At 69.2% G+C, this 20,542-nt stretch carries 24 protein-coding genes; 7 read left to right on the plus strand and 17 right to left on the minus strand.

Going from position 1 to position 20,542, the window contains the following annotated elements:
- Together glcF and QZH52_RS24625 are read left to right on the plus strand one after the other, a co-directional pair.
- Complete coding sequence (glcF, locus tag QZH52_RS24620) at positions 1–1,227, plus strand: glycolate oxidase subunit GlcF (protein ID WP_301813174.1); 1,227 nt, start codon at positions 1–3, stop codon at positions 1,225–1,227.
- 86 nt (positions 1,228–1,313) lie between these two features.
- The gene (locus QZH52_RS24625; RefSeq protein ID WP_301813177.1) at positions 1,314–1,733 is read left to right on the plus strand and encodes a carboxypeptidase-like regulatory domain-containing protein; all 420 of its coding nucleotides are present in this window, start codon (positions 1,314–1,316) and stop codon (positions 1,731–1,733) included.
- On the opposite strand, the gene QZH52_RS24630 is transcribed toward QZH52_RS24625, so the two are convergent.
- From QZH52_RS24630 to lplT, 3 genes are read right to left on the minus strand one after another with little or no spacing between them, the layout of a single operon-like run.
- Positions 1,734–2,222, minus strand: coding sequence for a glutathione peroxidase (locus QZH52_RS24630; RefSeq protein WP_301813179.1), 489 nt, complete (start codon positions 2,220–2,222; stop codon positions 1,734–1,736).
- Positions 2,219–3,121 carry a DMT family transporter gene (locus QZH52_RS24635; RefSeq protein ID WP_301813180.1) on the minus strand — a complete coding sequence of 301 codons (903 nt, stop codon included), beginning with the start codon at positions 3,119–3,121 and terminating at the stop codon, positions 2,219–2,221. The genes QZH52_RS24630 and QZH52_RS24635 overlap by 4 nt, the downstream gene beginning before the upstream one ends.
- Before the next feature lie 16 nt (positions 3,122–3,137).
- Positions 3,138–4,442 (minus strand): lysophospholipid transporter LplT, encoded by a 1,305-nt coding sequence (lplT, locus tag QZH52_RS24640; protein WP_301813183.1) that lies wholly within the window; start codon positions 4,440–4,442, stop codon positions 3,138–3,140.
- A 173-nt stretch (positions 4,443–4,615) separates the two neighbouring features.
- Between lplT and alr the strand changes: the two genes are divergently transcribed.
- Positions 4,616–5,704 (plus strand): alanine racemase, encoded by a 1,089-nt coding sequence (gene alr, locus QZH52_RS24645; protein WP_301813185.1) that lies wholly within the window; start codon positions 4,616–4,618, stop codon positions 5,702–5,704.
- 87 nt (positions 5,705–5,791) lie between these two features.
- Here alr and QZH52_RS24650 read toward each other — a convergent pair whose 3' ends face one another.
- The 12 genes from QZH52_RS24650 to hpaR form a co-directional block, all read right to left on the minus strand.
- Positions 5,792–6,769, minus strand: coding sequence for a 2-dehydropantoate 2-reductase (locus QZH52_RS24650; protein ID WP_301813187.1), 978 nt, complete (start codon positions 6,767–6,769; stop codon positions 5,792–5,794).
- Between the two features lie 143 nt (positions 6,770–6,912).
- A complete protein-coding gene (locus QZH52_RS24655) occupies positions 6,913–7,704 on the minus strand; it encodes a class II aldolase/adducin family protein (RefSeq protein ID WP_301813189.1) in 792 nt (263 codons plus the stop codon).
- 19 nt (positions 7,705–7,723) lie between these two features.
- Positions 7,724–8,722: a Bug family tripartite tricarboxylate transporter substrate binding protein gene (locus tag QZH52_RS24660; protein ID WP_301813192.1), complete on the minus strand. Its 999-nt coding sequence runs from the start codon at positions 8,720–8,722 to the stop codon at positions 7,724–7,726.
- A 116-nt stretch (positions 8,723–8,838) separates the two neighbouring features.
- Positions 8,839–9,648 carry an HpcH/HpaI aldolase/citrate lyase family protein gene (locus QZH52_RS24665; protein WP_301813194.1) on the minus strand — a complete coding sequence of 270 codons (810 nt, stop codon included), beginning with the start codon at positions 9,646–9,648 and terminating at the stop codon, positions 8,839–8,841.
- Between the two features lie 13 nt (positions 9,649–9,661).
- On the minus strand, positions 9,662–10,465 hold the full coding sequence (gene hpaH / locus QZH52_RS24670; RefSeq protein WP_286521739.1) for a 2-oxo-hept-4-ene-1,7-dioate hydratase: 804 nt from the start codon (positions 10,463–10,465) through the stop codon (positions 9,662–9,664).
- Between the two features lie 3 nt (positions 10,466–10,468).
- Positions 10,469–10,876 carry a 5-carboxymethyl-2-hydroxymuconate Delta-isomerase gene (locus tag QZH52_RS24675; RefSeq protein WP_301813195.1) on the minus strand — a complete coding sequence of 136 codons (408 nt, stop codon included), beginning with the start codon at positions 10,874–10,876 and terminating at the stop codon, positions 10,469–10,471.
- Between the two features lie 7 nt (positions 10,877–10,883).
- Positions 10,884–11,807, minus strand: coding sequence for a 3,4-dihydroxyphenylacetate 2,3-dioxygenase (gene hpaD, locus QZH52_RS24680; RefSeq protein ID WP_301813198.1), 924 nt, complete (start codon positions 11,805–11,807; stop codon positions 10,884–10,886).
- 2 nt (positions 11,808–11,809) lie between these two features.
- Positions 11,810–13,267, minus strand: a complete 1,458-nt coding sequence (hpaE, locus tag QZH52_RS24685; protein ID WP_301813200.1) for a 5-carboxymethyl-2-hydroxymuconate semialdehyde dehydrogenase — start codon at positions 13,265–13,267, stop codon at positions 11,810–11,812.
- Positions 13,268–13,284: 17 nt separating this feature from the next.
- Positions 13,285–14,262, minus strand: coding sequence for a Bug family tripartite tricarboxylate transporter substrate binding protein (locus QZH52_RS24690; protein ID WP_301813202.1), 978 nt, complete (start codon positions 14,260–14,262; stop codon positions 13,285–13,287).
- A 23-nt stretch (positions 14,263–14,285) separates the two neighbouring features.
- The gene (locus QZH52_RS24695) at positions 14,286–15,038 is read right to left on the minus strand and encodes a fumarylacetoacetate hydrolase family protein (protein ID WP_301813204.1); all 753 of its coding nucleotides are present in this window, start codon (positions 15,036–15,038) and stop codon (positions 14,286–14,288) included.
- Complete coding sequence (locus QZH52_RS24700; RefSeq protein WP_301813207.1) at positions 15,035–15,658, minus strand: fumarylacetoacetate hydrolase family protein; 624 nt, start codon at positions 15,656–15,658, stop codon at positions 15,035–15,037. The genes QZH52_RS24695 and QZH52_RS24700 overlap by 4 nt, the downstream gene beginning before the upstream one ends.
- Positions 15,659–15,737: 79 nt before the next feature.
- Positions 15,738–16,178, minus strand: coding sequence for a homoprotocatechuate degradation operon regulator HpaR (hpaR, locus tag QZH52_RS24705; RefSeq protein WP_436411628.1), 441 nt, complete (start codon positions 16,176–16,178; stop codon positions 15,738–15,740).
- Positions 16,179–16,317: 139 nt separating this feature from the next.
- On the opposite strand from hpaR, the gene QZH52_RS24710 reads away from it, so the two are divergent.
- From QZH52_RS24710 to QZH52_RS24720, 3 genes are all read left to right on the plus strand, one after another.
- Positions 16,318–16,794 carry a helix-turn-helix domain-containing protein gene (locus QZH52_RS24710; protein WP_301813208.1) on the plus strand — a complete coding sequence of 159 codons (477 nt, stop codon included), beginning with the start codon at positions 16,318–16,320 and terminating at the stop codon, positions 16,792–16,794.
- A 28-nt stretch (positions 16,795–16,822) separates the two neighbouring features.
- Positions 16,823–17,491, plus strand: a complete 669-nt coding sequence (locus tag QZH52_RS24715; RefSeq protein WP_301813209.1) for a nucleotidyl transferase AbiEii/AbiGii toxin family protein — start codon at positions 16,823–16,825, stop codon at positions 17,489–17,491.
- A gap of 129 nt (positions 17,492–17,620) precedes the next feature.
- Complete coding sequence (locus QZH52_RS24720) at positions 17,621–17,869, plus strand: hypothetical protein (protein WP_301813210.1); 249 nt, start codon at positions 17,621–17,623, stop codon at positions 17,867–17,869.
- Between the two features lie 7 nt (positions 17,870–17,876).
- Here the strand turns inward: QZH52_RS24720 and QZH52_RS24725 are convergent, their stop codons facing one another.
- On the minus strand, positions 17,877–18,689 hold the full coding sequence (locus QZH52_RS24725) for a class I SAM-dependent methyltransferase (protein WP_301813212.1): 813 nt from the start codon (positions 18,687–18,689) through the stop codon (positions 17,877–17,879).
- A 184-nt stretch (positions 18,690–18,873) separates the two neighbouring features.
- On the opposite strand from QZH52_RS24725, the gene QZH52_RS24730 reads away from it, so the two are divergent.
- Positions 18,874–20,112 (plus strand): MFS transporter, encoded by a 1,239-nt coding sequence (locus tag QZH52_RS24730; RefSeq protein WP_301813214.1) that lies wholly within the window; start codon positions 18,874–18,876, stop codon positions 20,110–20,112.
- A 22-nt stretch (positions 20,113–20,134) separates the two neighbouring features.
- Here QZH52_RS24730 and QZH52_RS24735 read toward each other — a convergent pair whose 3' ends face one another.
- On the minus strand, positions 20,135–20,530 hold the full coding sequence (locus QZH52_RS24735; RefSeq protein ID WP_301813215.1) for an MAPEG family protein: 396 nt from the start codon (positions 20,528–20,530) through the stop codon (positions 20,135–20,137).
- Positions 20,531–20,542: the final 12 nt, after the last annotated feature.

Consider the following 20,542-nt stretch of genomic DNA (forward strand, 5'->3'; position numbering starts at 1 on the left):
ATGCAAACCGAACTCGCTCCCGAATTCCAGGGCACCGCCGACGGCCGCGAGGCCGAGGCGATCCTGCGCAAGTGTGTGCACTGCGGCTTCTGTACCGCCACCTGCCCGACCTACCAGCTGCTCGGCGACGAGCTCGACGGTCCGCGCGGGCGCATCTACCTCATCAAGCAGGTGCTCGAAGGCAAGGCGCCGACACGCAGCACGCAGCTGCACCTCGACCGCTGCCTGACCTGCCGCAACTGCGAGACCACCTGCCCGAGCGGCGTGCAATACGGCCACCTGGTCGACATCGGCCGCAAGATCGTCGACCAGAAGGTGCCGCGGCCGATGGGCGAGAGCGCCGTGCGATGGACGCTCAAGGAGGCCCTGCCTTCGCCGCTCTTCGGCCCGGCGATGAAGCTGGGCCAGTCGGTGCGCGGCCTGCTGCCGGCCGCGCTCAAGGCCAAGGTGCCGGCGCCGCGGCCCGCGGGTGCCTGGCCCACGCGCACGCATGAGCGCAAGGTGCTGATGCTGGCCGGCTGCGTGCAGCCGTCGATGGCGCCCAACATCAACAGCGCGACCGCGCGGGTGCTCGACGCCGCCGGCATCCAGGCCGTGGTCGCGCCGGCCGCCGGCTGCTGCGGCGCCGTCCGGTTCCATCTCAACGACCAGGACGGCGGCCGGATGCAGATGCGCGCCAACATCGATGCCTGGTGGCCGCTGGTCGAGGGCGGCGCGGTCGAGGCGATCGTCATGAATGCCTCGGGCTGCGGCGTCACGGTGCGCGAGTACGGCCACATCCTGAAGGACGACCCGGCCTATGCCGCCAAGGCCGAGCGCATCAGCGCACTGACCCGCGACCTGAGCGAGCTGCTGCCCGAACTGGTGCCGGCGCTGAAAGGCCGGGTCGCGGCGCCGGCCGGCGTCGTCGCCTACCACCCGCCGTGCACGCTGCAGCACGGCCAGAAGCTGCGCAACGGGGTCGAGGTCAATCTGCGCGCGCTCGGCTTCGACATCCGGGTGGCGGCCAGCGAATCGCACCTGTGCTGCGGCTCCGCCGGCACCTATTCGGTGCTGCAGCCCGAGCTGGCCTACCCGCTGCGCGACCGCAAGCTGGGCCACCTGAACCAGCTGCAGCCCAGCGCCATCGCGTCGGCCAACATCGGCTGCATCACGCACCTGCAAAGCGGCACGCAGACGCCCGTGCGGCACTGGATCGAGCTGCTCGACGCCGCGCTGGCGGCCTGAACGTACAGCATCCGGGGTTCTGGTCCGACGCCCGGCGCGACGGCGCCGCGCCAGCATGAAGGCGTGTTCCTACCGGGAGAATTTCCATGCATGCCTTTTCACGAACCCTGTTGCGCGCCGCTGCGCTGTGCGCCTGCGCAACCGCCCCCTGGTTGGCCCAGGCCCAGACCCCGGTCGTGGCGCCGGCCATGAAGGTCCAGGATGCCGGTCGCTACGTCTGCGGCGGCGTCGGCTCCGACGAGTCGGTGGCGATGCGCGCCGCCATGAAGGACCACCCGCTGTCGCTGCTGTTCGCCCGCGCCAGCGGCGCCTACCTGGCCGATGTCGACGTCATGGTGAAGGACGACAAGGGCGGCACCGCGCTCGCGATGCGCGCCAGCGGCCCGGTCTGCCTGGTCGACCTCCCGGCCGGCCGCTACACGGTCGAGGCCGCCAGCGAGGGCGTGACCAAGAGCCAGGCCGTGACCTTGGGCGCCGGCCCCAAGACCGCCGATTTCAGGTTCTGATCAGGCGGCCTGCAAGGCCGCCTCGATGTCGCGGGCGATCGACTCGGGCTTGTCGAGCGGCGCGTAGCGCTTGACAACCCGGCCGTCCCGGCCGACCAGGAACTTGGTGAAGTTCCACTTGATCGCGGTGCTGCCCAGCAGGCCCGGCGCCTCCTTGACCAGCCACTTGTAGAGCGGCGCGGCGGCGGCGCCGTTGACATCGATCTTCTCCATCATCGGGAAGCTGACGCCGTACTTTTCGGTGCAGAAGGCGCCGATTTCCGCGTTGGTTCCCGGGTCCTGGTGCATGAACTGGTTGGACGGAAAGCCCAGCACGGCCAGCCCCTGCCCGGCGTATTTCTTGTACAGCGCCTCCAGCCCCTCGAACTGCGGCGTGAAGCCGCATTGGCTGGCGGTGTTGACGATCAGCAGCACCCGGCCGCGGTACTCGGAAAGCGGGGCCGGCCGGCCGTCGATGCGGCGGGCCTCGAAGTCGTAGACGCTGGTCATGGCAAGTCCTGGGGGGAAAGCATCCGCCGATCATCGTCGCCCGCCGGGGCGCGTGCAAACGACGACCACACCGCCGCCGCCACGATCAGCGCGCCGCCGAGCCAGATCCGCGTTTCCATCGTGGCCGCGCCCAGCGCCACCGACGAGACGCTCGCGAACAGCACTTCCGACAGCATGATCACCGAGGTCGCGCTGGCCGCCAGCCGCGCCGCGCCGTACTGCAGGCAGATGTTGGCGAAGACGAAACCGGTGCCCAGCAGCAGGGCCCAGCCCCACCAGCCCGGGTCGGCCAACGGCGGCGGCGCCATCGCGCCGAGCGCCGTACCGACCAGGGCGGTGGCGCCGGCCATCACGGCGCAGCCGCCGAACATCGCCAGCGCCCGGGCCTCGCCGGGGGCGCTGCGCAGCCGGCGCAGCAGGATGTTGGTCACGGCGAAACCGAAGCCGGCGGCCACGCCCAGCCAGTCCGGCAGGCTGGCCGGCACCGGCCAGTCGGTTTCAGGCGACTTCAGCACCACCGCGACGCCGACCAGCGCCAGCGCCACCCGGGCGAGCGCCGCGAGGCTCGGCCGCTCGCCCAGGAAAGCCCAGGCCAGCAGCACGCTCCACAGCGGCATCAGGTAGAACAGCAGCACCACCCGCACCACGTCGCCCTGCGTCACGGCCCAGTTGAAGCCGACATTGGTCAGGCCCGCCGCCAGCCCCAGCGCCAGCAGCGCCGGCTGCCGGGCGAACAGCCCCCAGACGCGCCGCCGCAGCAGCGCCATGGCGAGCGTGACGGCGGCATAGATCAGGCAGGTCGCCCACACCGGATGCAGGCCATGCCCTTCGAGTTGACGGAAGGGAAACCAGGAGACGCCCCAGACGAAGGCGTTGAAGATCAGCGCGAGAGCGGGCAATGGAAACGGAAACCGGTCAGTGGTGCTTGTCGCTGCGCGCGATGGCGAGCAGGTGCTCGACCTCTTCCGGATGGCGCTTCAGGTTGTGCTGGTGCCAGCGCTTGATGAGCCACATGAAGCCGGCCACCACGACGCCGAAGGCGGTGATGGCCGAGTAGGCCGACAGGCCGATGCCGGTGCAGGCGCTGTAGAACGCGCCCAGCACCAGGATGCACGACTGCTCATTGAAGTTCTGCACCGCGATCGAGCGGCCGGCGCCCATCAGGTTGTGGCCGCGGTGCTGCAGCAGCGCGTTCATCGGCACCACCAGGAATCCGCCCAGGCCGCCGAGCAGGATCAGGAAGGGGACGGCGAGCCAGATGCTGCCGATGAAGTTCATGCCGATGACCAGCAGGCCCATGCCGATGCCCATCGGGATCACCCGCGTGGCCATGTCCAGTCGCATCTTCATCGAGGCCACGATCGCGCCGACCGCGGTGCCGATCGCCACCACGCCGGTCAGCGACGACGCCTGCGCCGTGTTGTAGCCCAGCGCCAGCGAGGCCCAGGCCAGCACGATGTACTTGAGGTTGCCGCCGGCGCCCCAGAACAGGGTGGTGGTGGCGAGCGAGATCTGGCCCAGCTTGTCGCGCCACAGGCGCGAGTTGCATTGCCAGAAGTCGGGCAGCAGGGCGAACACGTTGCGCACGATGCCGTGCTGCGGGTTGGAGCGCAGCGGCCGCATCTCGACGCCGGTCAGCGGGATGCGGGTGTTGAACCAGGCGGCAACCATGTAGACCAGGATCAGCGCCGAGATCGCGGCCTCGGGCGGCGTGTTGACACCGGTGTCGACGAACGGGAAGTCGAGCGCCAGCAGGTGGCTGGAGAGCGCATGGCCGACCAGCTGCCCGCCGAGCACGATGCCCAGGATGATCGAGGCGATGGTCAGCCCCTCGATCCAGCCGTTGGCCTTGACCAGCTGGGAGGCCGGCAGCAGCTCGGTCAGGATGCCGTACTTGGCCGGGGAATAGGCCGCGGCGCCGAGCCCGACGATGGCGTAGGCCATCAGCGGATGCGAGCCGAACAGCATCATCACGCAGCCGACCACCTTGATCGCATTGCTGATGAACATCACCTGGCCCTTGGGCAAGGCGTCGGCGAAGGCGCCGACCAGCGGCGCCAGCGCCACATAGAAGACGGTGAAGATCGGCACCAGCGCGGCGCGCTGCCACTCCGGCGCGCCGCTGGTTCGCATCAGCTCCACAGCAGCAACGAAAAGCGCGTTGTCGGCCAGCGACGAAAAGAACTGGGCCGACATGATGGTGTAGAAACCGCGCTTCATCGATGAGCTGGCTGGCCAGTTGGGGGAGGGCTGGCGGTAGTGAAGAAATGGGCCCGCATCAGAGGCGGGTGCGCGGTTATAGCATGGGGTGCGCGATGTCAGAATGGCGCTTTCCGGCCGCAACGCCGGGCTTTGTTGTGTGAGTGTTTTCAGCTTTTCACCGGGTTTTTGAAGTGCCGCGTCCGATCCTTGCCACTGTCCATGCCGCCGCCCTGCGCCACAACCTCGACCGGGCCCGCCGTTCCGCGCTCGATTCCCGGGTCTGGGCGGTGGTCAAGGCCAACGCCTACGGGCACGGGATCGAGCGGGTTTTCGACGCCTTCCGCGCGGCCGACGGCTTTGCGCTGCTCGACCTGGCGGAGGCCGAGCGGGTGCGCGCCCTGGGCTGGCGCGGGCCGATCCTGCTGCTCGAGGGCGTCTTCGAGCCGCGCGACCTCGAACTGTGCTCCCGCCTCGACCTCTGGCACACGGTCCACTGCGACGCCCAGATCGACATGCTGGCCGCCCACAAGACCCAGGTGCCGCAGCGCGTCTTTCTCAAAATGAACTCCGGCATGAACCGCCTGGGCTTCACGCCCGAGCGCTTCCGTTCGGCCTGGACGCGGCTCAATGCCCTGCCGCAGGTCGATGAAATCTCGCTGATGACGCACTTCAGCGACGCCGACGGCGAGCGCGGCATCGCCCACCAGATCGAGGTCTTCGACCGTGCCGCCCAGGACCTGCCCGGCGAGCGCACGGTCGCCAACAGCGCCGCGACCTTGCGCCACCCGGCCCAGACCCGGGCCGACTGGGTGCGTCCCGGCATCGTGCTGTACGGCAGCGCCCCCGATTTCCCCGAGCACGACGCGGCCCACTGGCAGCTGCAGCCAGCCATGACGCTCGCCACCCGGCTGATCGCCGTGCAGACGCTCCAGGCCGGCGACACCATCGGCTACGGCTCCAGCTTCCGCGCCGAGGGCCCGCTGCGCATCGGCGTCGCCGCGGTCGGCTATGCCGACGGCTATCCGCGGCACTGCAGCACGGGCACGCCGGTGCTGGTCGACGGCGTGCGCACGCGCATGGTCGGGCGGGTCAGCATGGACATGATCACGGTCGACCTGACGCCGGTGCCCGACGCCGGTTTCGGCTCCGAGGTCACGCTGTGGGGCCGCTCGTCGGCTGGCGCCGTGCTGTCGATCGACGAGGTGGCGCGGGCCGGCGGCACCGTCGGCTACGAACTCATGTGCGCCGTCGCGCCGCGCGTACCCGTCGTCCTGGACTGAAATCCGCCCGGCAGGCGCCTGCCGGGCGGCTCGATTGGTGCGCCGCAGCATGGCGGCCCCGACCGGGCGACGGGGCGCCGAGCCCGCTCAGTACAGCCCGAGCTGCCGCGCCCGCAGCCGCGCCAGCCCCAGCAGTGCATCGGTGAACGGCGTCGCCACGCCGGCGCGTTCGCCGAGTTCGCGCACCGAGGACACCAGCGCGTCGAGTTCCACCGCGCGGCCGGCTTCCACGTCCTGCAGCATCGAGGTCTTGAAGGCGCCGAGCTTGCGCGTGACTGCGTGGCGATCCTCGGGCGTGTCGGCGATCGGCACGCCGATCCGGGCGCCGACCTCCTTGGCCTCCAGCATGATCGTGGAGATGAAGCCGCGCACCAGGTCGTCGTCCAGGATCAGGTCGGTGGTGGCGCCGGTCAGCAGGCTGATCGGGTTGACCGTCATGTTGCCCCAGAGCTTGTACCAGACGTCCTTCTGGATCTGCGGCGAAAGCTTGGCGTCGAGGCCTGCGCCGGCCAGCAGGTCGAGCAGCGCCCTGGCCCGTGGGGTCGCCTCGCCCGAGGGCTCGCCGATGATCAGGCCGTTGCCGAAGTGGTGCCGCACCACGCCCGGCGCGTCGAGCGCGCAGCTCGCGTGCACCACGCAGCCGATCACGTGCCGGGCGGGAATCGCCGCATCGATCTTGCCGCCCGGGTCGACCGCTTCGAGCTGCGCACCGGCCAGCGGGCCACCGAAGCCGCCCTGCAGGAACCACCAGGGCACGCCGTTCATGGCCGTCAGCACGATGGTGTCGGGGCCCAGCAGCGGCGCGATCCGCTGCGCCACGGCCGGCAGCGAGGGCGCCTTCACCGCGACGATGACCAGGTCCTGGACGCCGAGCGCCGAGGGGTCCTCGCTGGCGTTGACCGGCACGCTCACGCGCGAGTCGCCGCTGGCCAGCGTGAGCCCGTCGCGCTTCAGCGCGGCCAGAGTGGCGCCGCGCGCCACCACGTTGATCGCCGATCCGGTCTGCGCGAGCTTGGCGCCGATCCAGCCGCCGATCGCGCCGGCGCCGTAGATGCAAATTTTCATGTTCGGGAGATTCCTTTGCTCTTGGCTTGAGGCTCGCCCTGGCCCCCTCCAGGAACACCGCGGAACCGGCTCTGCCGGGCCGCTGGTGTTGCCCCCGGCAGGGGGTGGGCGGCTACACGAAGTGAGCCAACCTGGGGGGAGCTCTATAGCTTGTAGCTGTCGTCGATGCGGTCGACCTGGCGCACCAGGGCGTCGAACACATCCCGGCCGGCGCCGTGCGCCGGGTTGAACTGCAGCGCATCGCGCGTGCAGCGCTCGGCGATGGCCTCGGAGACCGGGATCGGCGCGCCCATCGACAAGGTCGCCAGCTGGATCTCGCAGGCACGCTGCAAGGTCCAGAGGATCGCGAAGGTCTGGGGCAGCATCTCGCCCCAGGCCAGCAAGCCATGGTTGCGCAGGATCACGGCCTTGCGCTCGCCGATGCTCTTCAGCAGGCGCGGACCTTCGTCGGCATGGATCGTGATGCCCTCGAACTCGTGGTACGCGACCATGCCGTGCAATTGCGCGGTATAGAAGTTGGTCTGCTGCAGCCCCCCCTGCAGGCAGGCCACCGCCACGCCCGCGGTGGTGTGCACGTGCATCACGCAATGCGCGTCGGGCAGGCCGTCGTGGATCGCGGCATGCACCGTGAAGCCGGCCGGGTTCACCGCATGGGTGGAGCCGTCGAGCACCCGGCCCTCCAGGTCGATCTTGACCAGGTTGCTGGCCGTGACCTCGCTGTAGTGCAGGCCGAAGGGATTGATCAGGAACTGCTTCTCGCCACCGGTCACGCTGTCGGGCAGCCGCACCGTGATGTGGTTGTAGATCATCTCGGTCCAGCCCAGCATCGCGAACACGCGGTAGCAGGCGGCAAGCTGCAGCCGGGCGGCGCGCTCGTCGGGGTGGAGGGCGGGATGCACCAGCGCCGAAGGCGACGGGGTGGCGAGTGTGTTCATCTGCAGTTCCTTTTCATGGTCAGCCCTCTGCGGTGAAGCCGACCTGTTTCACGATGGGGGCCCACTTGGCCGTGTCTTTCTTGATCAGCTCCGTGAGTTCGCCCGGCGTCGAGGACATCGCCTCCAGGCCGAAGCCCGCCAGGCCGTCGATCACGTCCTTCTGGGCCAGCGCCTGCTTGAAGGAGGCATTGGCGCGCGCCACCACTTCGGGCGAGGCCTTGGCCGGCAGCAGGAAGGCGAACCATTCGCTGTGCGTCATGTCCTTGATGCCCTGCTCCTCGAAGGTCGGCACGTCGGGCGCGAAGCGGCTGCGCTTGGCGCCCGAGACGCCGAGGATGCGCACCTTGCCGGTGGGCAGGTGCTGCGTGATGTCGCCGATCGGGCCCGACACCGCCGCGATGTTGCCGCCCAGCAGGTCGAGCATCGCCGGCTGGGTGCCGCGGTAGGCCGCGTGCTTGAGCTCGACGCCCGCGCTCTTGCCCAGCAGCGCGCCGATGAAGTGCGGCGTCGAGCCGGCGGCCGGCGAGCCGAAGTTGGCGCCTTCGGGATGGGTCTTGGCCCAGGCCAGGAACTCGGGCACGGTCTTGATCGTGAGCGGCACCGCCGGCCCGACCGCGAAGCCGAAGTCGAACACGCAGGCGATCGTCACCGGCGACAGGTCGACCAGCGGGTCGTACGGCAGCTTCTTGTAGATGTGCGGATAGATCGTGAGGATCGAGGTCGGCGTCTGCAGGATTGTGGCGCCGTCGGCCGGCTGGCTCTTGACATAGGTGACCGCGATCTGGCCGCCCGCGCCGGTGCGGTTCTCGACCACCACGGCCTTCCCGTAGTCGGGCTGCAGCCGGGTCGCGACACGCCGGCAGGTGGTGTCGGAGGTGCCGCCGGCCGCGAAGCCGGTGATCAGGCGCGCGGTCTCGAAGGGAAAGCCCTGCGACTGGGCAAAGACGCTCTGGCCCAGGCTGGCCAGCAGCGCGGAGGCGCTGGTGGTCTGCAGCAGGTGGCGGCGGGTGATGGTCATTGAGATGTCTCCTCGGGTGATCGATGCGTTGGAAAGGGCGTATTTTTCCCGCAACTCGGTGCGCCGCACACCCGCGTTTACCTCACGTATCGAGTACCGAAGTCATCAGGCCGGGATCAGTAGGTCCCGCCGCTGGCTGCCGGCTTGGCCGTGTCCTTGAAACTCGCCGCCAGCGCGCTGGTGCTGCGCACCAGCAGGTTGGTGTCCAGCCCGACGGCGACGAAGGTCGCGCCCAGCGCCAGGTACTTGCGCGCCAGCGTCTCGTTGGGCGTGAGGATGCCCGCGGCCTTGCCGGCACGCTGGATGCGGGCGATCGCGTCCTCGATCGCGGCCTGCACCTCCGGGTGGTCGGAGTCGCCCACGCGGCCCATCGAGGCCGACAGGTCGGCCGGTCCGATGAAGACGCCGTCGACGCCGTCGATCGCCGCGATGGCTTCCAGGTTGGCCAGCGCCTCGCGCGATTCGGCCTGCACCAGCAGGCAGACGCGGTCGTTGGCTTCCTTGGCATAGGCGGGATAGCGGCCCCAGCGCGAGGCGCGCGCGCCGCCCATGCCGCGGATGCCCTCGGGCGGATAGCGCATCGCGCGCACGATCGCGCGCGCCTGCTCGGGCGTGTCGACCATCGGCACCAGCAGGGTCTGCAGGCCGAGGTCGAGGTACTGCTTGATCAGCGCCGCGCCCGCGTCGCCGTGGCCCAGCGGCACGCGCGCGATCGCGTTGACGCCCGGATAGCCGGCAATCGCCTGCGCCTGCTGCAGGATGCTGGCCAGCCCGTTCGGCGAATGCTCGCCGTCGATCAGCAGCCAGTCGAAGCCGGCGCCGGCGCAGATCTCGGCGCTGTAGGCGTCGGCCAGGCCGAGCCAGAGGCCGATCTGGGCGCGCTTCTCGGCCAGGGCTTGCTTGAAGGGGTTGGTGGGTGTGGTCATGGTTTCGTGACTTTCAGACGAATCGGAAGGAGATCGCGCCCAGGGGGCCGTAGTCCGCATGGAATGTATCGCCCGGCAGCGCGGTGGTCGGCCGCGTGAACGAGCCGCCGAGCACGATCTCGCCGGCCTCCAGGCATTCGTCCCAGGGCGCCAGCTTGTTGGCGAGCCAGGCGACGCCGGTGGCGGGATGGTTCAGCACCGCGGCCGCGACCCCGGACTCTTCGATGACGCCGTTCTTGTAGAGCAGCGCGCTGACCCAGCGCAGGTCGACCGCGTCCGGCTTCACCGGCCGCCCGCCGGTCACGATGCCGGCGTTGGCCGCGTTGTCGGCGATGGTGTCGAACACCTTGCGCATCTGCTTGGTGTGGCGGTCGAACTGCTCGATGCGCGCATCGATGATCTCGATCGCCGGCACCACGTAGTCGGTGGCGTCCAGCACGTCGAAGATCGTTACGTTCGGCCCCTTGAGCCGCTTGCCGAGCTTGAAGGCCAGCTCGACCTCGACCCGCGGCGCGATGAAGCGCGAGAACGGGATGTCGCCGCCCTGCTCGAAGAACATGTCGTCCAGCAGCGTGCCGTAGTCGGGCTCGTCGATCTGGCTCGACAGCTGCATGGCACGCGAGGTCAGGCCGATCTTGTGGCCCTTGACGGTGCGGCCCTCGGCGATCTTGGCCTTGACCCATTCGCGCGAGATCGCGTAGCCGTCCTCGATCGTCATCTCCGGATGGCGCTTCGAGAAATGCTCGACCTGCACGCGCGTCTTCTCGCTCTCGTGGAGTTCGGCGGCCAGCTGCCGGATGAGTTCGGGTGCGAGCATGGTTCAGGCCTTGTTGAAGAGGGGATGCAGGTTGCTGTGCTTGCCGTCGTAGACCTGGCCCGGGCTCTCGTCGATCTGCAGCGTGATGCCGATGTGGCGCTGGTCGAAGACCGGCGCGAAGTGCGCCTTCGTCGCGCCCAGAAGGGCGTCGCCGACGCGCTCGTGCACAGACGCCGAGCGGCCCGCGCCCATCCGCAGGTTGAGGTAGACGAAGGCGTAGTCGGCCTTGCCGTCGGCCACCGCGTGGTGCGCCGCCGGGTAGGCCAGCACGCGGGTGCCGCCGGTCGGAAAGACCTGCCGGCCCTCGTCGTCGCGCTGTTCGAGCATGCAGTCGGCGAGCGAGCGGCAGAGCGCCGACATGTCGGTCTCGCGCTCGATGTTGGGGGTGTAGAGAATGACCAGGTGCGGCATGGGGGCCTCAGAGGCGAGAGACGGCCTGGAAGCCCTCGGCGCTGGACGCCTGGGCCTTCGGAATGGCGCGGCCGTCCTGCGGCGTGACCGGCAGCACCACGTTGATCTGGCCGGTGCCCGAGGAGCCGAAGTAGGGCGTCACGACCTCCGCGCGGCCGTCGTAGGCCGACCAGCCCAGGGCGCCGAGCACCATCGCCGTGTCGTGCATGAAGCCCTCGCCATGGCCCTTGACGGCGTACTCGGGCAGCATGCTGCAGAAGTCATTCCATTCGCCGTTCTCCCACATCCGCACCACGTCGTGGTCCATGCGTTCGAGCAGCGGACTCCAGATGCGGTCGGCGAACTGCGGCGCCAGCCCGTTCTGCGCGAAGCGGTGCGACATCGATCCGCTGGCGAAGAAGGCGACCGTGCCGTCGTAGTGGTCCTCCACCGCGCGCCGCATGGCCCAGCCCAGGCGGGCGCTGTCGTTCAGGTAGTGGCTGGTGCACAGCGCCGAGACGCAGATCGCCTTGAAGTGCAGGTCCTCGTTCATGTAGCGCATCGGGACCAGCGTGCCGTATTCGGGCCCGAGCGTGGTGGCGTCGTGCGCCAGCGTCTCCACGCCCCATTGGTTGCAGGCCTGCGCCAGCAGCTTGCCGAGCGTCGGGTTGCCCGGCACCTCGTAGGGCATGTTGCTGATGAAGTGCGGCAGCTCGTTGCTGGTGTAGACGCCCTTGAAATGCGGCGCGCAGTTCAGGTGGTAGCTGGCGTTGACCAGCCAGTGGGTGTCGAACACCACGATGGTGTCCACGCCCAGGTCGCGGCAGCGCTGGCCGATCTCTTTCAAGCCGTCGATGGCGGCCTGCCGGCTGCCCTTGCGCGGGCCGTCGAGCTCGCTGAGGTACAGCGAGGGCACGTGCGTGATCTTGGCGGCGAGTGCGAGCTTGCCCATGGTCAGACGCCCCAATGGGGGATGTGGTGCGATCCAAGCGAGACCGCGATGTTCTTCGGCTCGCAGAACACCTCGTAGCTCCAGGTGCCGCCCTCGCGACCGGTGCCCGAGGCCTTGGTGCCGCCGAAGGGCTGGCGCAGGTCGCGCACGTTCTGGCTGTTGACGAAGCACATGCCGGCCTCGACCGCGGCGGCGACCCGGTGCGCCTTGCCGATGTTCTCGGTCCACACATAGCTCGACAGGCCGTAGGCGATGTCGTTGGCCAGGCGGATCGCATCGGCCTCGTCCTTGAACGGAATCAGGCAGGCGACCGGCCCGAAGATCTCGTCCTGGGCGATCTTCATGCGGTTGTCGACATCGGCGAACACGGTGGGCAGCACGTAGTTGCCCTTCTTCACGCGATCGGGAAGCTCCGGCGCGCCGAGGCCGCCGCACAGCAGGGTCGCGCCTTCCTTCGGGCCCAGCTCGATGTAGCTGCGCACCTTGGCCAAGTGGGCCTGCGAGATCATCGGCCCGACGATGGTCTTCTCGTCGAGCGGATCGCCGACCGTGATGCGCTTCGCCCGCTCGGCGAACTTCGCCGCGAAGTCGGCATAGATCGACTGCTGCACCAGGATGCGCGAGCCCGCGGTGCAGCGCTCGCCGTTGTTGCTGAAGATCATGAAGATGGCGGCATCGAGCGCGCGGTCGAGGTCGGCGTCGTCGAAGATCACGAACGGGCTCTTGCCGCCAAGCTCCATGCTGAACTTCTTCAGGCCGGCGCTCTTCACGATGCGGTTGCCGGTGGCGGTCGATCCGGTGAACGAGATCGCGCGCACGTCGGGGTGCGCCACCAGCGGCTCGCCGGCTTCCTTGCCGTAGCCGTGCACCAGGTTCAGCACGCCGGCCGGGATGCCGGCCTCAAGCGCCAGCTCGCCCAGGCGCGCGGCGGTCAGCGGCGACAGCTCGCTCATCTTCAGCACCGCGGTGTTGCCGAAAGCCAGGCAGGGCGCGACCTTCCAGGTGGCGGTCATGAAGGGCACGTTCCACGGCGAGATCAGCGCGCACACGCCCACCGGGTGGAACAGCGTGTAGTTCAGGTGGGTGGGCGTCGGGTAGGTGTGGCCGTCGACCCGCGTGCACATCTCGGCGAAGTAATAGAAGTTGTCGGCTGCGCGCGGCACCAGCTGCTTGCCGGTCTGGGCGATGACCTGGCCGCAGTCGTTGGTCTCGGTCTGCGCGATCTCGGGCACGTTCCTGGCGATCAGGTCGCCGAGCTTGCGGATCAGCTTCGCGCGCTCGGGCGCGGGCAGGCCGGCCCACTTCGGGAAGGCCTCCTTGGCGGCGGCCACGGCCGCGTGAACGTCGGCCTCGCCGCCCGAGGCGACCTCGGCCAGCACTTCTTGCGTAGCCGGGTTGACGGTCTGGAAATAGTCGCGGCCGGCGACCGGCTTGCCGTTGATGAGGTGGTCGATCTGCATGGGAATGTCTTTCAGGGTCAGTCGATTCGGATCTCGCGCGAAGCGATCAGCGCCTGCCACTTCTTGCGCTCCGATTGCACGTAGCGGCTCATGTCGGCGGCGTCGGTGGGGCGGGCTTCCCAGCCGGCGTCGAACAGCTTCTGGCGCACGGCGGGGTCGTTCATGGCCTTCAGCAGGTCGGTGCCGAGCTTCAGCTGGATGTCCTTCGGTGTCGCGGCCGGTGCCACCAGGCCTTGCCAGGTGTAGGCCTCGACCTCGGCGAAGCCGAGTTCCTTCGCGGTCGGCACCTGCGGCAGCTGCGGCACCCGCTCGCCCGACATCGCGAGCAGCGGCACCACCTTGCCGGCCTTGACGGCGCTGATGCCGCTCGGCAGGTCGAGCATCATCAACGGCACCTGGCCGCCCATGAGATCCTGCAGCGCCGGGGCGCCGCCCTTGTAGGGCACGTGCAGCAGCGAGACGCCCGCCTCGCGCTGGAACAGCTCGAGCGCGAGATGGTGCGGGCTGCCGGCGCCAGGGGTCGCGATGCTGTACTTGCCGGGCGCCTTCTTGAGCGCGGCGATCAGCGCCTTGGCGTCGGCGAAGCCCGCGCCCGGCGCGGCCGTGATGATGAGCGGCGAGCGCCCCATCATGCCGAGCGCGACGAAGTCCTTCTCGCTGTCGTAGGGCAGCTTCTTGTAGAGCACCGGGTTGTAGACCAGCACGCCGTTGTCGGCCGAGAACACGGTGTAGCCATCGCCGGGCGAGCGCGCCACGTTCTCGGAAGCGATGATGGCGGCGGCGCCGGGGCGGTTGTCGACCAGCACCGGCTGGCCGATCTGCTGCGACAGCTGGGCGCCGGCGGTGCGCGCCAGGAAGTCGGTGCCGCCGCCGGCCGGATAGCCGACCACCCAGCGCACCGGCTTGGCCGGATAGCCTTGCGCCGGTGCGTCGAGCGCCACCACCGATGCGGCCAGCGCGACCATCGCGGTCGCGAGCTTGATCATCTTCTTCATCTTGTCTCCGTTTGCTGCGCCGCTCAGGCCGCGGCGATGGTGTTGACCAGCGCGCCGATCTGCGCGATCTCGGTCACGATGACGTCGCCCGGGCGGCAATCGACCACGCCGTCGGGCGTGCCGGTCAGGATCAGGTCGCCGGGCTGCAGGGTCATGAAGGCGCTGAAGTACTCGATCAGGAAGGGCGCGTCGAAGATCATGTCCTTCGTGTTGCCCGACTGCGTGAGCTTGCCGTTGACCGTGGTGCTGAGCGCCAGCGCCATGGGGTCGGCCACGTCTTTGGCGTCGACCAGCCAGGGGCCGATCGGCGTGCAGGTGTCGCGGTTCTTCACGCGCAGGTTGGGGCGGTACCAGTTCTCGAGGTAGTCGCGGATCGCGTAGTCGTTGGCCACCGTGTAGCCGCCGATGAAGTCGTAGGCGTCGTCGCGCTTCACCTTCTTCGCGGTCTTGCCGACCACGATCACCAGCTCGCATTCGTAGTGCATGAACTGCACCTCCGACGGCCGGTAGGTGAGCTGGCGGTGGCCGGTGAGCGTGCTCTCGCCCTTGACGAAGACCAGCGGCTCCTCGGGGGCCTTGAACTCCAGTTCCTTGGCGTGGTCGGCGTAGTTGAGGCCCAGCGCGAGGATGGTGCGCGGGCGCGGCACGGGCTTGAGCGGCGGCAGCCACGAGACCGCATCGGCCTCGACCTGGCGGCCGTCGGCGAGGCGCAGCCGGCCGCCGTCTTCCACGGCGTCGTGCACCGCGTTTTCGAACAGGATGCGCGCGTGCTTCATGCCTGCTCCTTCACGAGGGTGTTGACCAGGGTCTCGAAACCCGGCGCCGCGATCTCGATGCGGTCGCCGGGGCGTGCCAGCGGGCGGCCGGCGTCGCAGCCGAGCATCAGCACCTCGCCATGCGCGAGCGTCATGAACTCGCCGACATCGGCCAGCAGCTGCTCGGCGCTGCGCACGGTCTGCGAGAAATCGATCGACTGCTTCAGCTCTCCGTTGATGCGGACCTCGAGCCGGAACTGCGCCGGGTCGGCCACTTCCTGCGCATCGCGCATCGCCGCGCCGATGCCCAGGAAGCCGTCGACGCACTTGAACTTGACCGGCGGGCGGAAGAAGCTCGCATGCGGGATCGACAGGTCGTTCATCAGCACGAAGCCTTCGACGTCGTTGTCGACGCCGATCACCATCGCGACCGTGGCGCCGATCTCGACCGCTTCGACCTGCGCCGGCACGGTGATCGCGCTGCCGTGCGGGCTCCAGGTGTTGGCGGTCTTGACGTAGAGCACGGGGGCCTTCGGTGGGGCCTTGTAGGGCGGCTGGTTCATCTGCGGCGCGAGTGCCTCGACTTCCGCGCGGAAGTTCAGCAGCACGCCGTAGACGGTGCCGGATGGTAGGTAGCTCATGGTTTCGCCGCCGGGCCGCCCCAAGGCGAAACGCGCCCCCTCGGGGGGCAGAGAGGACACGAAGTGCCGAACGTGGGGGTCATGGTTGTTCCAATGCAATCAATTCGTCTAGCAGTTGGTAGAGCTGGGCCAGCTTCTCCTTGCCCATCGCTTCTTCCATCCAGACGTAGTGCGCCTCGATGCTGGTCGAGAGCTGCGTCACCAGCTGGTGGCCGCGGGCCGTGGCCTCGACCACGGTGCGGCGCTGGTCTTCTGGGTCGCGGCTGCGCGCGATGAGGCCGTCGCGCTCCATGCGCGCCAGCACGCCGGTCAGGCTCGGCCCGAGGATGAAGGCCTCGCGCGCCACCCGGCCGGTCTCGACCGCGCCATGCTCGCCCAGCACCCGCAGCACGCGCCACTGCTGGTCGGACAGCGCGTGCTCGCGCAGGCTCGGCCGCGTATGGCCCATGACCGCCTCGCGCGCCTGCAGCAGCAGGCGCGGCAGGTTGCGGTGGGAGAAGGCGGTGCTGCGCATGTCCATGTTGGAGTGGATTATTTAATATATTAAATAGTTGGGTCAAGCGCGCGGGACTAGGGGTAAACCCAGCCAGGCTGCGATGCAAGGAAAACGTTTCTCATTCTTGACAAATTATCGAATTTGCCAAGAATGGGAAACACTTATGCCTGCTCACGGTCCGGAACTCACCCCTCAATCCGCCGCTGACCTCGCCGCCATCGCCGCCACCGTACGCCACCGGCGCAAGGATCTGAAGGTCAGCGCGGTGGCCGCGGCCGAGGCCGCCGGGTTGTCGCGCGTGACGCTGCACCGCATCGAGAAGGGCGAGTCCGCGGTCACCATCGGTGCCTACCTCCGGGTGCTGGCGGCGCTCGGCCTCCAACTGACGGCGGGGCTGCCGCAGCAGTCCGCCGAAGCGCATCGGTCGGGCTGGCTGCCCGCGCGCATCCGCATTGCCGACTACCCCTGGCTCAGGCAACTCGCGTGGCAGGTCCACGGTCCGCAGGAACTCACGCCGCGCGAAGCCCTGGGCATCTACGAACGCAACTGGCGCCACCTGGACCCGGCAGCGCTGTCCGATGACGAGAGAGATCTGGTCGAGTCCTTGCGATCGGCGCTCGGGAGTGATCCCATTGTTTGATCGACCGCACCATCGCCGCATTGGACGAGTGCTCCAAACGCTCGACGGGTCGCTGCTGCGCCAACGGGGCTGCCTGTTCGGCGGTGGCACTGCGATCGCGCTGCGCTTCGGCGAGTACCGCGAATCGCTGGACATCGACTTCCTGGTGTCGGACCTGGCGGCGTACCGCGAGCTTCGACAAGCCATGACTGGCGTCGGCGGATGGAAGGCCATCACGCGGGCCGATGCGACTTCGGACGTACAGCCCGGCGAGTTGCGCGCCGATCAATTCGGCATCCGCACCCGTCTGCTGGTCGAGGGCCAGCCGATCAAGTTCGAGGTCGTGTTCGAGGCCCGAATCGCACTGGAGCTACCCGGCCGGGCCGACGAATTGTGTGGCGTGCCCACGCTTACGTCGCTGGACATGGGCACCACCAAGCTGCTCGCCAACTCCGACCGCTGGGCCGACGATGGCGTATTCAGCCGCGACCTGATCGACCTCGCGATGATGAAGCCCGCCTTGCCGCTGCTGCGCCGCGCGGTCGCGAAGGCCGAGGGCGCTTACGGCGATTCGATCCGCCGCGACCTGCAGCGCGCGATCGACCGCATGGGCGAACGCGCTGGATGGCTGGAGCGGTGCGTGCGGGTCATGGGTGTGAGCTATACGCCGGCGCAAGTGTGGCAGCGCGTACGGTCGTTGAGGCGGGTGCTGATTTAGGCGGCGCACGCGCCAAAACCTGACACGCGTTGTCGGCGCCTTGGCGACCTCCAGCGCGGCCAGTGCTGACGCATCCTCGCCCGGCCGCATGAAACCATCGGTCTTCACCACACTACCCCGGAAGATCCAATGAAGAAGATGCTGTTCGCACTCGCCGCCTCCCTCACCGTCCTGACCGGTGGCGCCCAGGTTGGCAAGGCTGCCTCGGAGGCCACCGATGCGGCCAAGCACAAGATCGACGAGAAGCGCGCGGACAGCGAGGCCGAGAAGAGCGGCCCGGTCGGCAAGACGGTCAACAACGTCAAGTCGGGCTATCACAAGAACCGTTCGAAGGCCTCGGCCGACAAGGCCAAGCAATCGCTGAAGAACGCGGGCTGACCGGCCTTTAGGCTGGCGCCTGTCCCTTGACCGCCCACGCCAGCGCTGCATAGGAGCGCGGCCCGTCCGCCTCGCCGTCGAGGTAGGCCGACTCGACCGCCTCTCTCAGCCGGGCGCGTTGCTCCGGGTCCAGCGTCGACAAGTACTCGGCGACCGGGCCGTCACGGCCTTCGAAGGGCGTCCAGTAATCCGCGAAGGACGCGAACTCCATGCGAATCGCGAGCGATGTCTCGGCGACCGATTTCAGCCCGGCCTCGCGCCATGCCTTGGCCAGTTCGCCGGGCCGCGTCATCGGCCGCGTGTAGCTGCTGGCGCGGCGCTCCCTTCCTGACGGGTCCACCGCGGCCGCGGTGTCGAAGAACATGCGGTTCGAGACGAAGCCGCCGCGCGCGTCCCACACCGCCGCGCCGACCACCGCCCCCGGCTTGGCGACCCGCCGCATCTCGGCGATCGCCTTGCCCGTGTCCGGAACGAAGTGCAGCACCAGCAGCGACAGCACGCGGTCGAAGTGCCGGTCCGGGTAGGGCAGCGCGCAGGCGTCGCCCACCTCGAAGACGATGCGCGGGTCCTGGTTGTGGCGCCGGGCATGGGCGATGTAGGGCTCGGCCAGGTCGATGCCCCGCACCTCGCCGGCCCCGGTGCGGCGCGTCACCGCGAAGGCCAGGTGCCCGGTGCCGCAGCCGACGTCGAGCACGCGCTCGCCATCGGCGCTGCCGACGAAATCCAGGAAGGGCAGTGCCAGCTGGCGGCTCCAGCGGCCCATGAGCTTTTCGTAGGCATCGGCGTCATTGGCGACGAAGGTGGATGAGGCGGAGGTCATCGGCGGTCCCCTTTCGCATCGCCGAGGGCGTTGCTGGCCGATGCTAGGTTGCCGTGGACCGCGACGTCAACGTGGCCGGCACGGCAGTGCCCCCGGCCCTGCAGACTTCCGCCATCGGCGAGACAATGGCCGCGCCTTTGTCCGCCCGCGCGGGCCGCGGCCACCCACCCGAACCCCTCCGCGCATGCCATCCCCGTCCGCCGTTTCGCCTGCCTCGCCGTCGTCGTCCTCGTTCTCCCTGCGTCGCATCGCCGCCCCGGCCTTCGGGCCGTCGCTGCTGTTCGGCATCGGCGAGGGCGCCATCCTGCCGATCGTGCCGCTCACGGCGCGCGACCTGGGCGCCTCCGTCCCGATGGCGGCGCTGATGGTCGCGCTGATCGGCATCGGCTCGCTGCTCAACAACATCCCGGCCTCGCTCATCACGATGCGCTGGGGCGAGCGCTGGGCCATCGTCGCGGCCGGCGTGTGGAGCGCGCTCGGCATGGCGCTGTGCGTCGGCACCTCGCACCTGGCCCTGTTCGGGGCCGGCTGCTTCATGGTCGGCATGTCGCAGGCGATCTACAACCTGGCGCGCCAGAGCTACATGACCGAGGCCGTGCCCATCGCCTACCGTGCGCGCGCGCTGTCGACCTTGGGTGGCGTGATGCGCATCGGCATGTTCATCGGCCCCTTCCTGGCGGCGGCCACGGTGCATGGCTTCGGCCTGCAGGCCGCCTATGTCGTCGGCATCGTCGGCGCCATGGGGGCGGCGATCGTCGGTGCGCGCATTCCGGATCTCGAGGCGCCGCCGCTGCCGCCCGGGCATGCGCCGGCGGCCGCGCCGACCATCGCCTCGACCCTGCGCGATCACAAGCACGTCTTCCTGACCCTGGGCATCGGCGTGGTGCTGATCAGCGCCGTGCGCGCATCGCGCCAGGCCGTGATCCCGCTGTGGGCCGACCACCTGGCGCTGGCGCCCTCGGTGGCCTCGCTGATCTACGGGCTGGCCGGCGGCATCGACATGCTGGTGTTCTACCCGGCCGGCAAGGTGATGGACCTGAAGGGCCGGGTCTGGGTCGCGGTGCCGTCGATGCTGATCATGGGGCTGGCGATGCTGCTGATGCCCCTGACCACCGGCACCTTGACGCTGCTGTGCGCGGCGCTGGCCATCGGCTTCGGCAACGGCATCGGCTCGGGGATCATCATGACCGTCGGCGCCGACCACTCGCCGCGCCACGGGCGCGCGCACTTCCTGGGCGTGTGGCGGCTGATGTCCGACATCGGGTCATCGTGCGGGCCGGCGCTGCTGTCCTTCCTGGCCGCCAGCCTGTCGCTGGCTTCGGGGATCGCGGTGGTCGGGCTGATGGCCCTGGCCGCGGCGGCGACGCTGGGCTACTGGATTCCGCGCCACGGAGACCGCGGCGGGCGGCGAAGGCAGGGCTGACCCGCTGCCGGGCGGTTGCGGGTCAAAGCAGGCCCAGGACCATCATCGCCAGCCCCACGACGCTGACCACCCAGATCGCCGTGCGCAGATAGGTGATGCCGGCGCAGTAGACCGGCAGGTACAGCACCCGCGCCCAGAAGAAGATCTGCGCGCCCGTCGCCACCTTCGGGCTGGTCGCGCCCGCCGCATGCGCCACCAGCGCGATCGCGGCGAACAGCACGAAGTTCTCGAGCGTGTTGCGGGCCGCGCGCTCGGCACGCCCAGCGATCGGCGTGGGCGCGGGCAGGTTCTCGCGGTTGCCCAGCGCGAGCAGGGTGCCCGAAGGCGTCCAGCCCTTGACCCGGATGAGGCTGGCCACGAGCAGGGCGAGCCAGGTCAGGATGGCCATGTAGATCACGAGCATCAGGGTCGGGGTCATGTCGGGCTCCTT

The sequence above is a fragment of the Variovorax ginsengisoli genome, assembly GCF_030486595.1.
GTDB lineage: Bacteria > Pseudomonadota > Gammaproteobacteria > Burkholderiales > Burkholderiaceae_C > Variovorax > Variovorax ginsengisoli_B.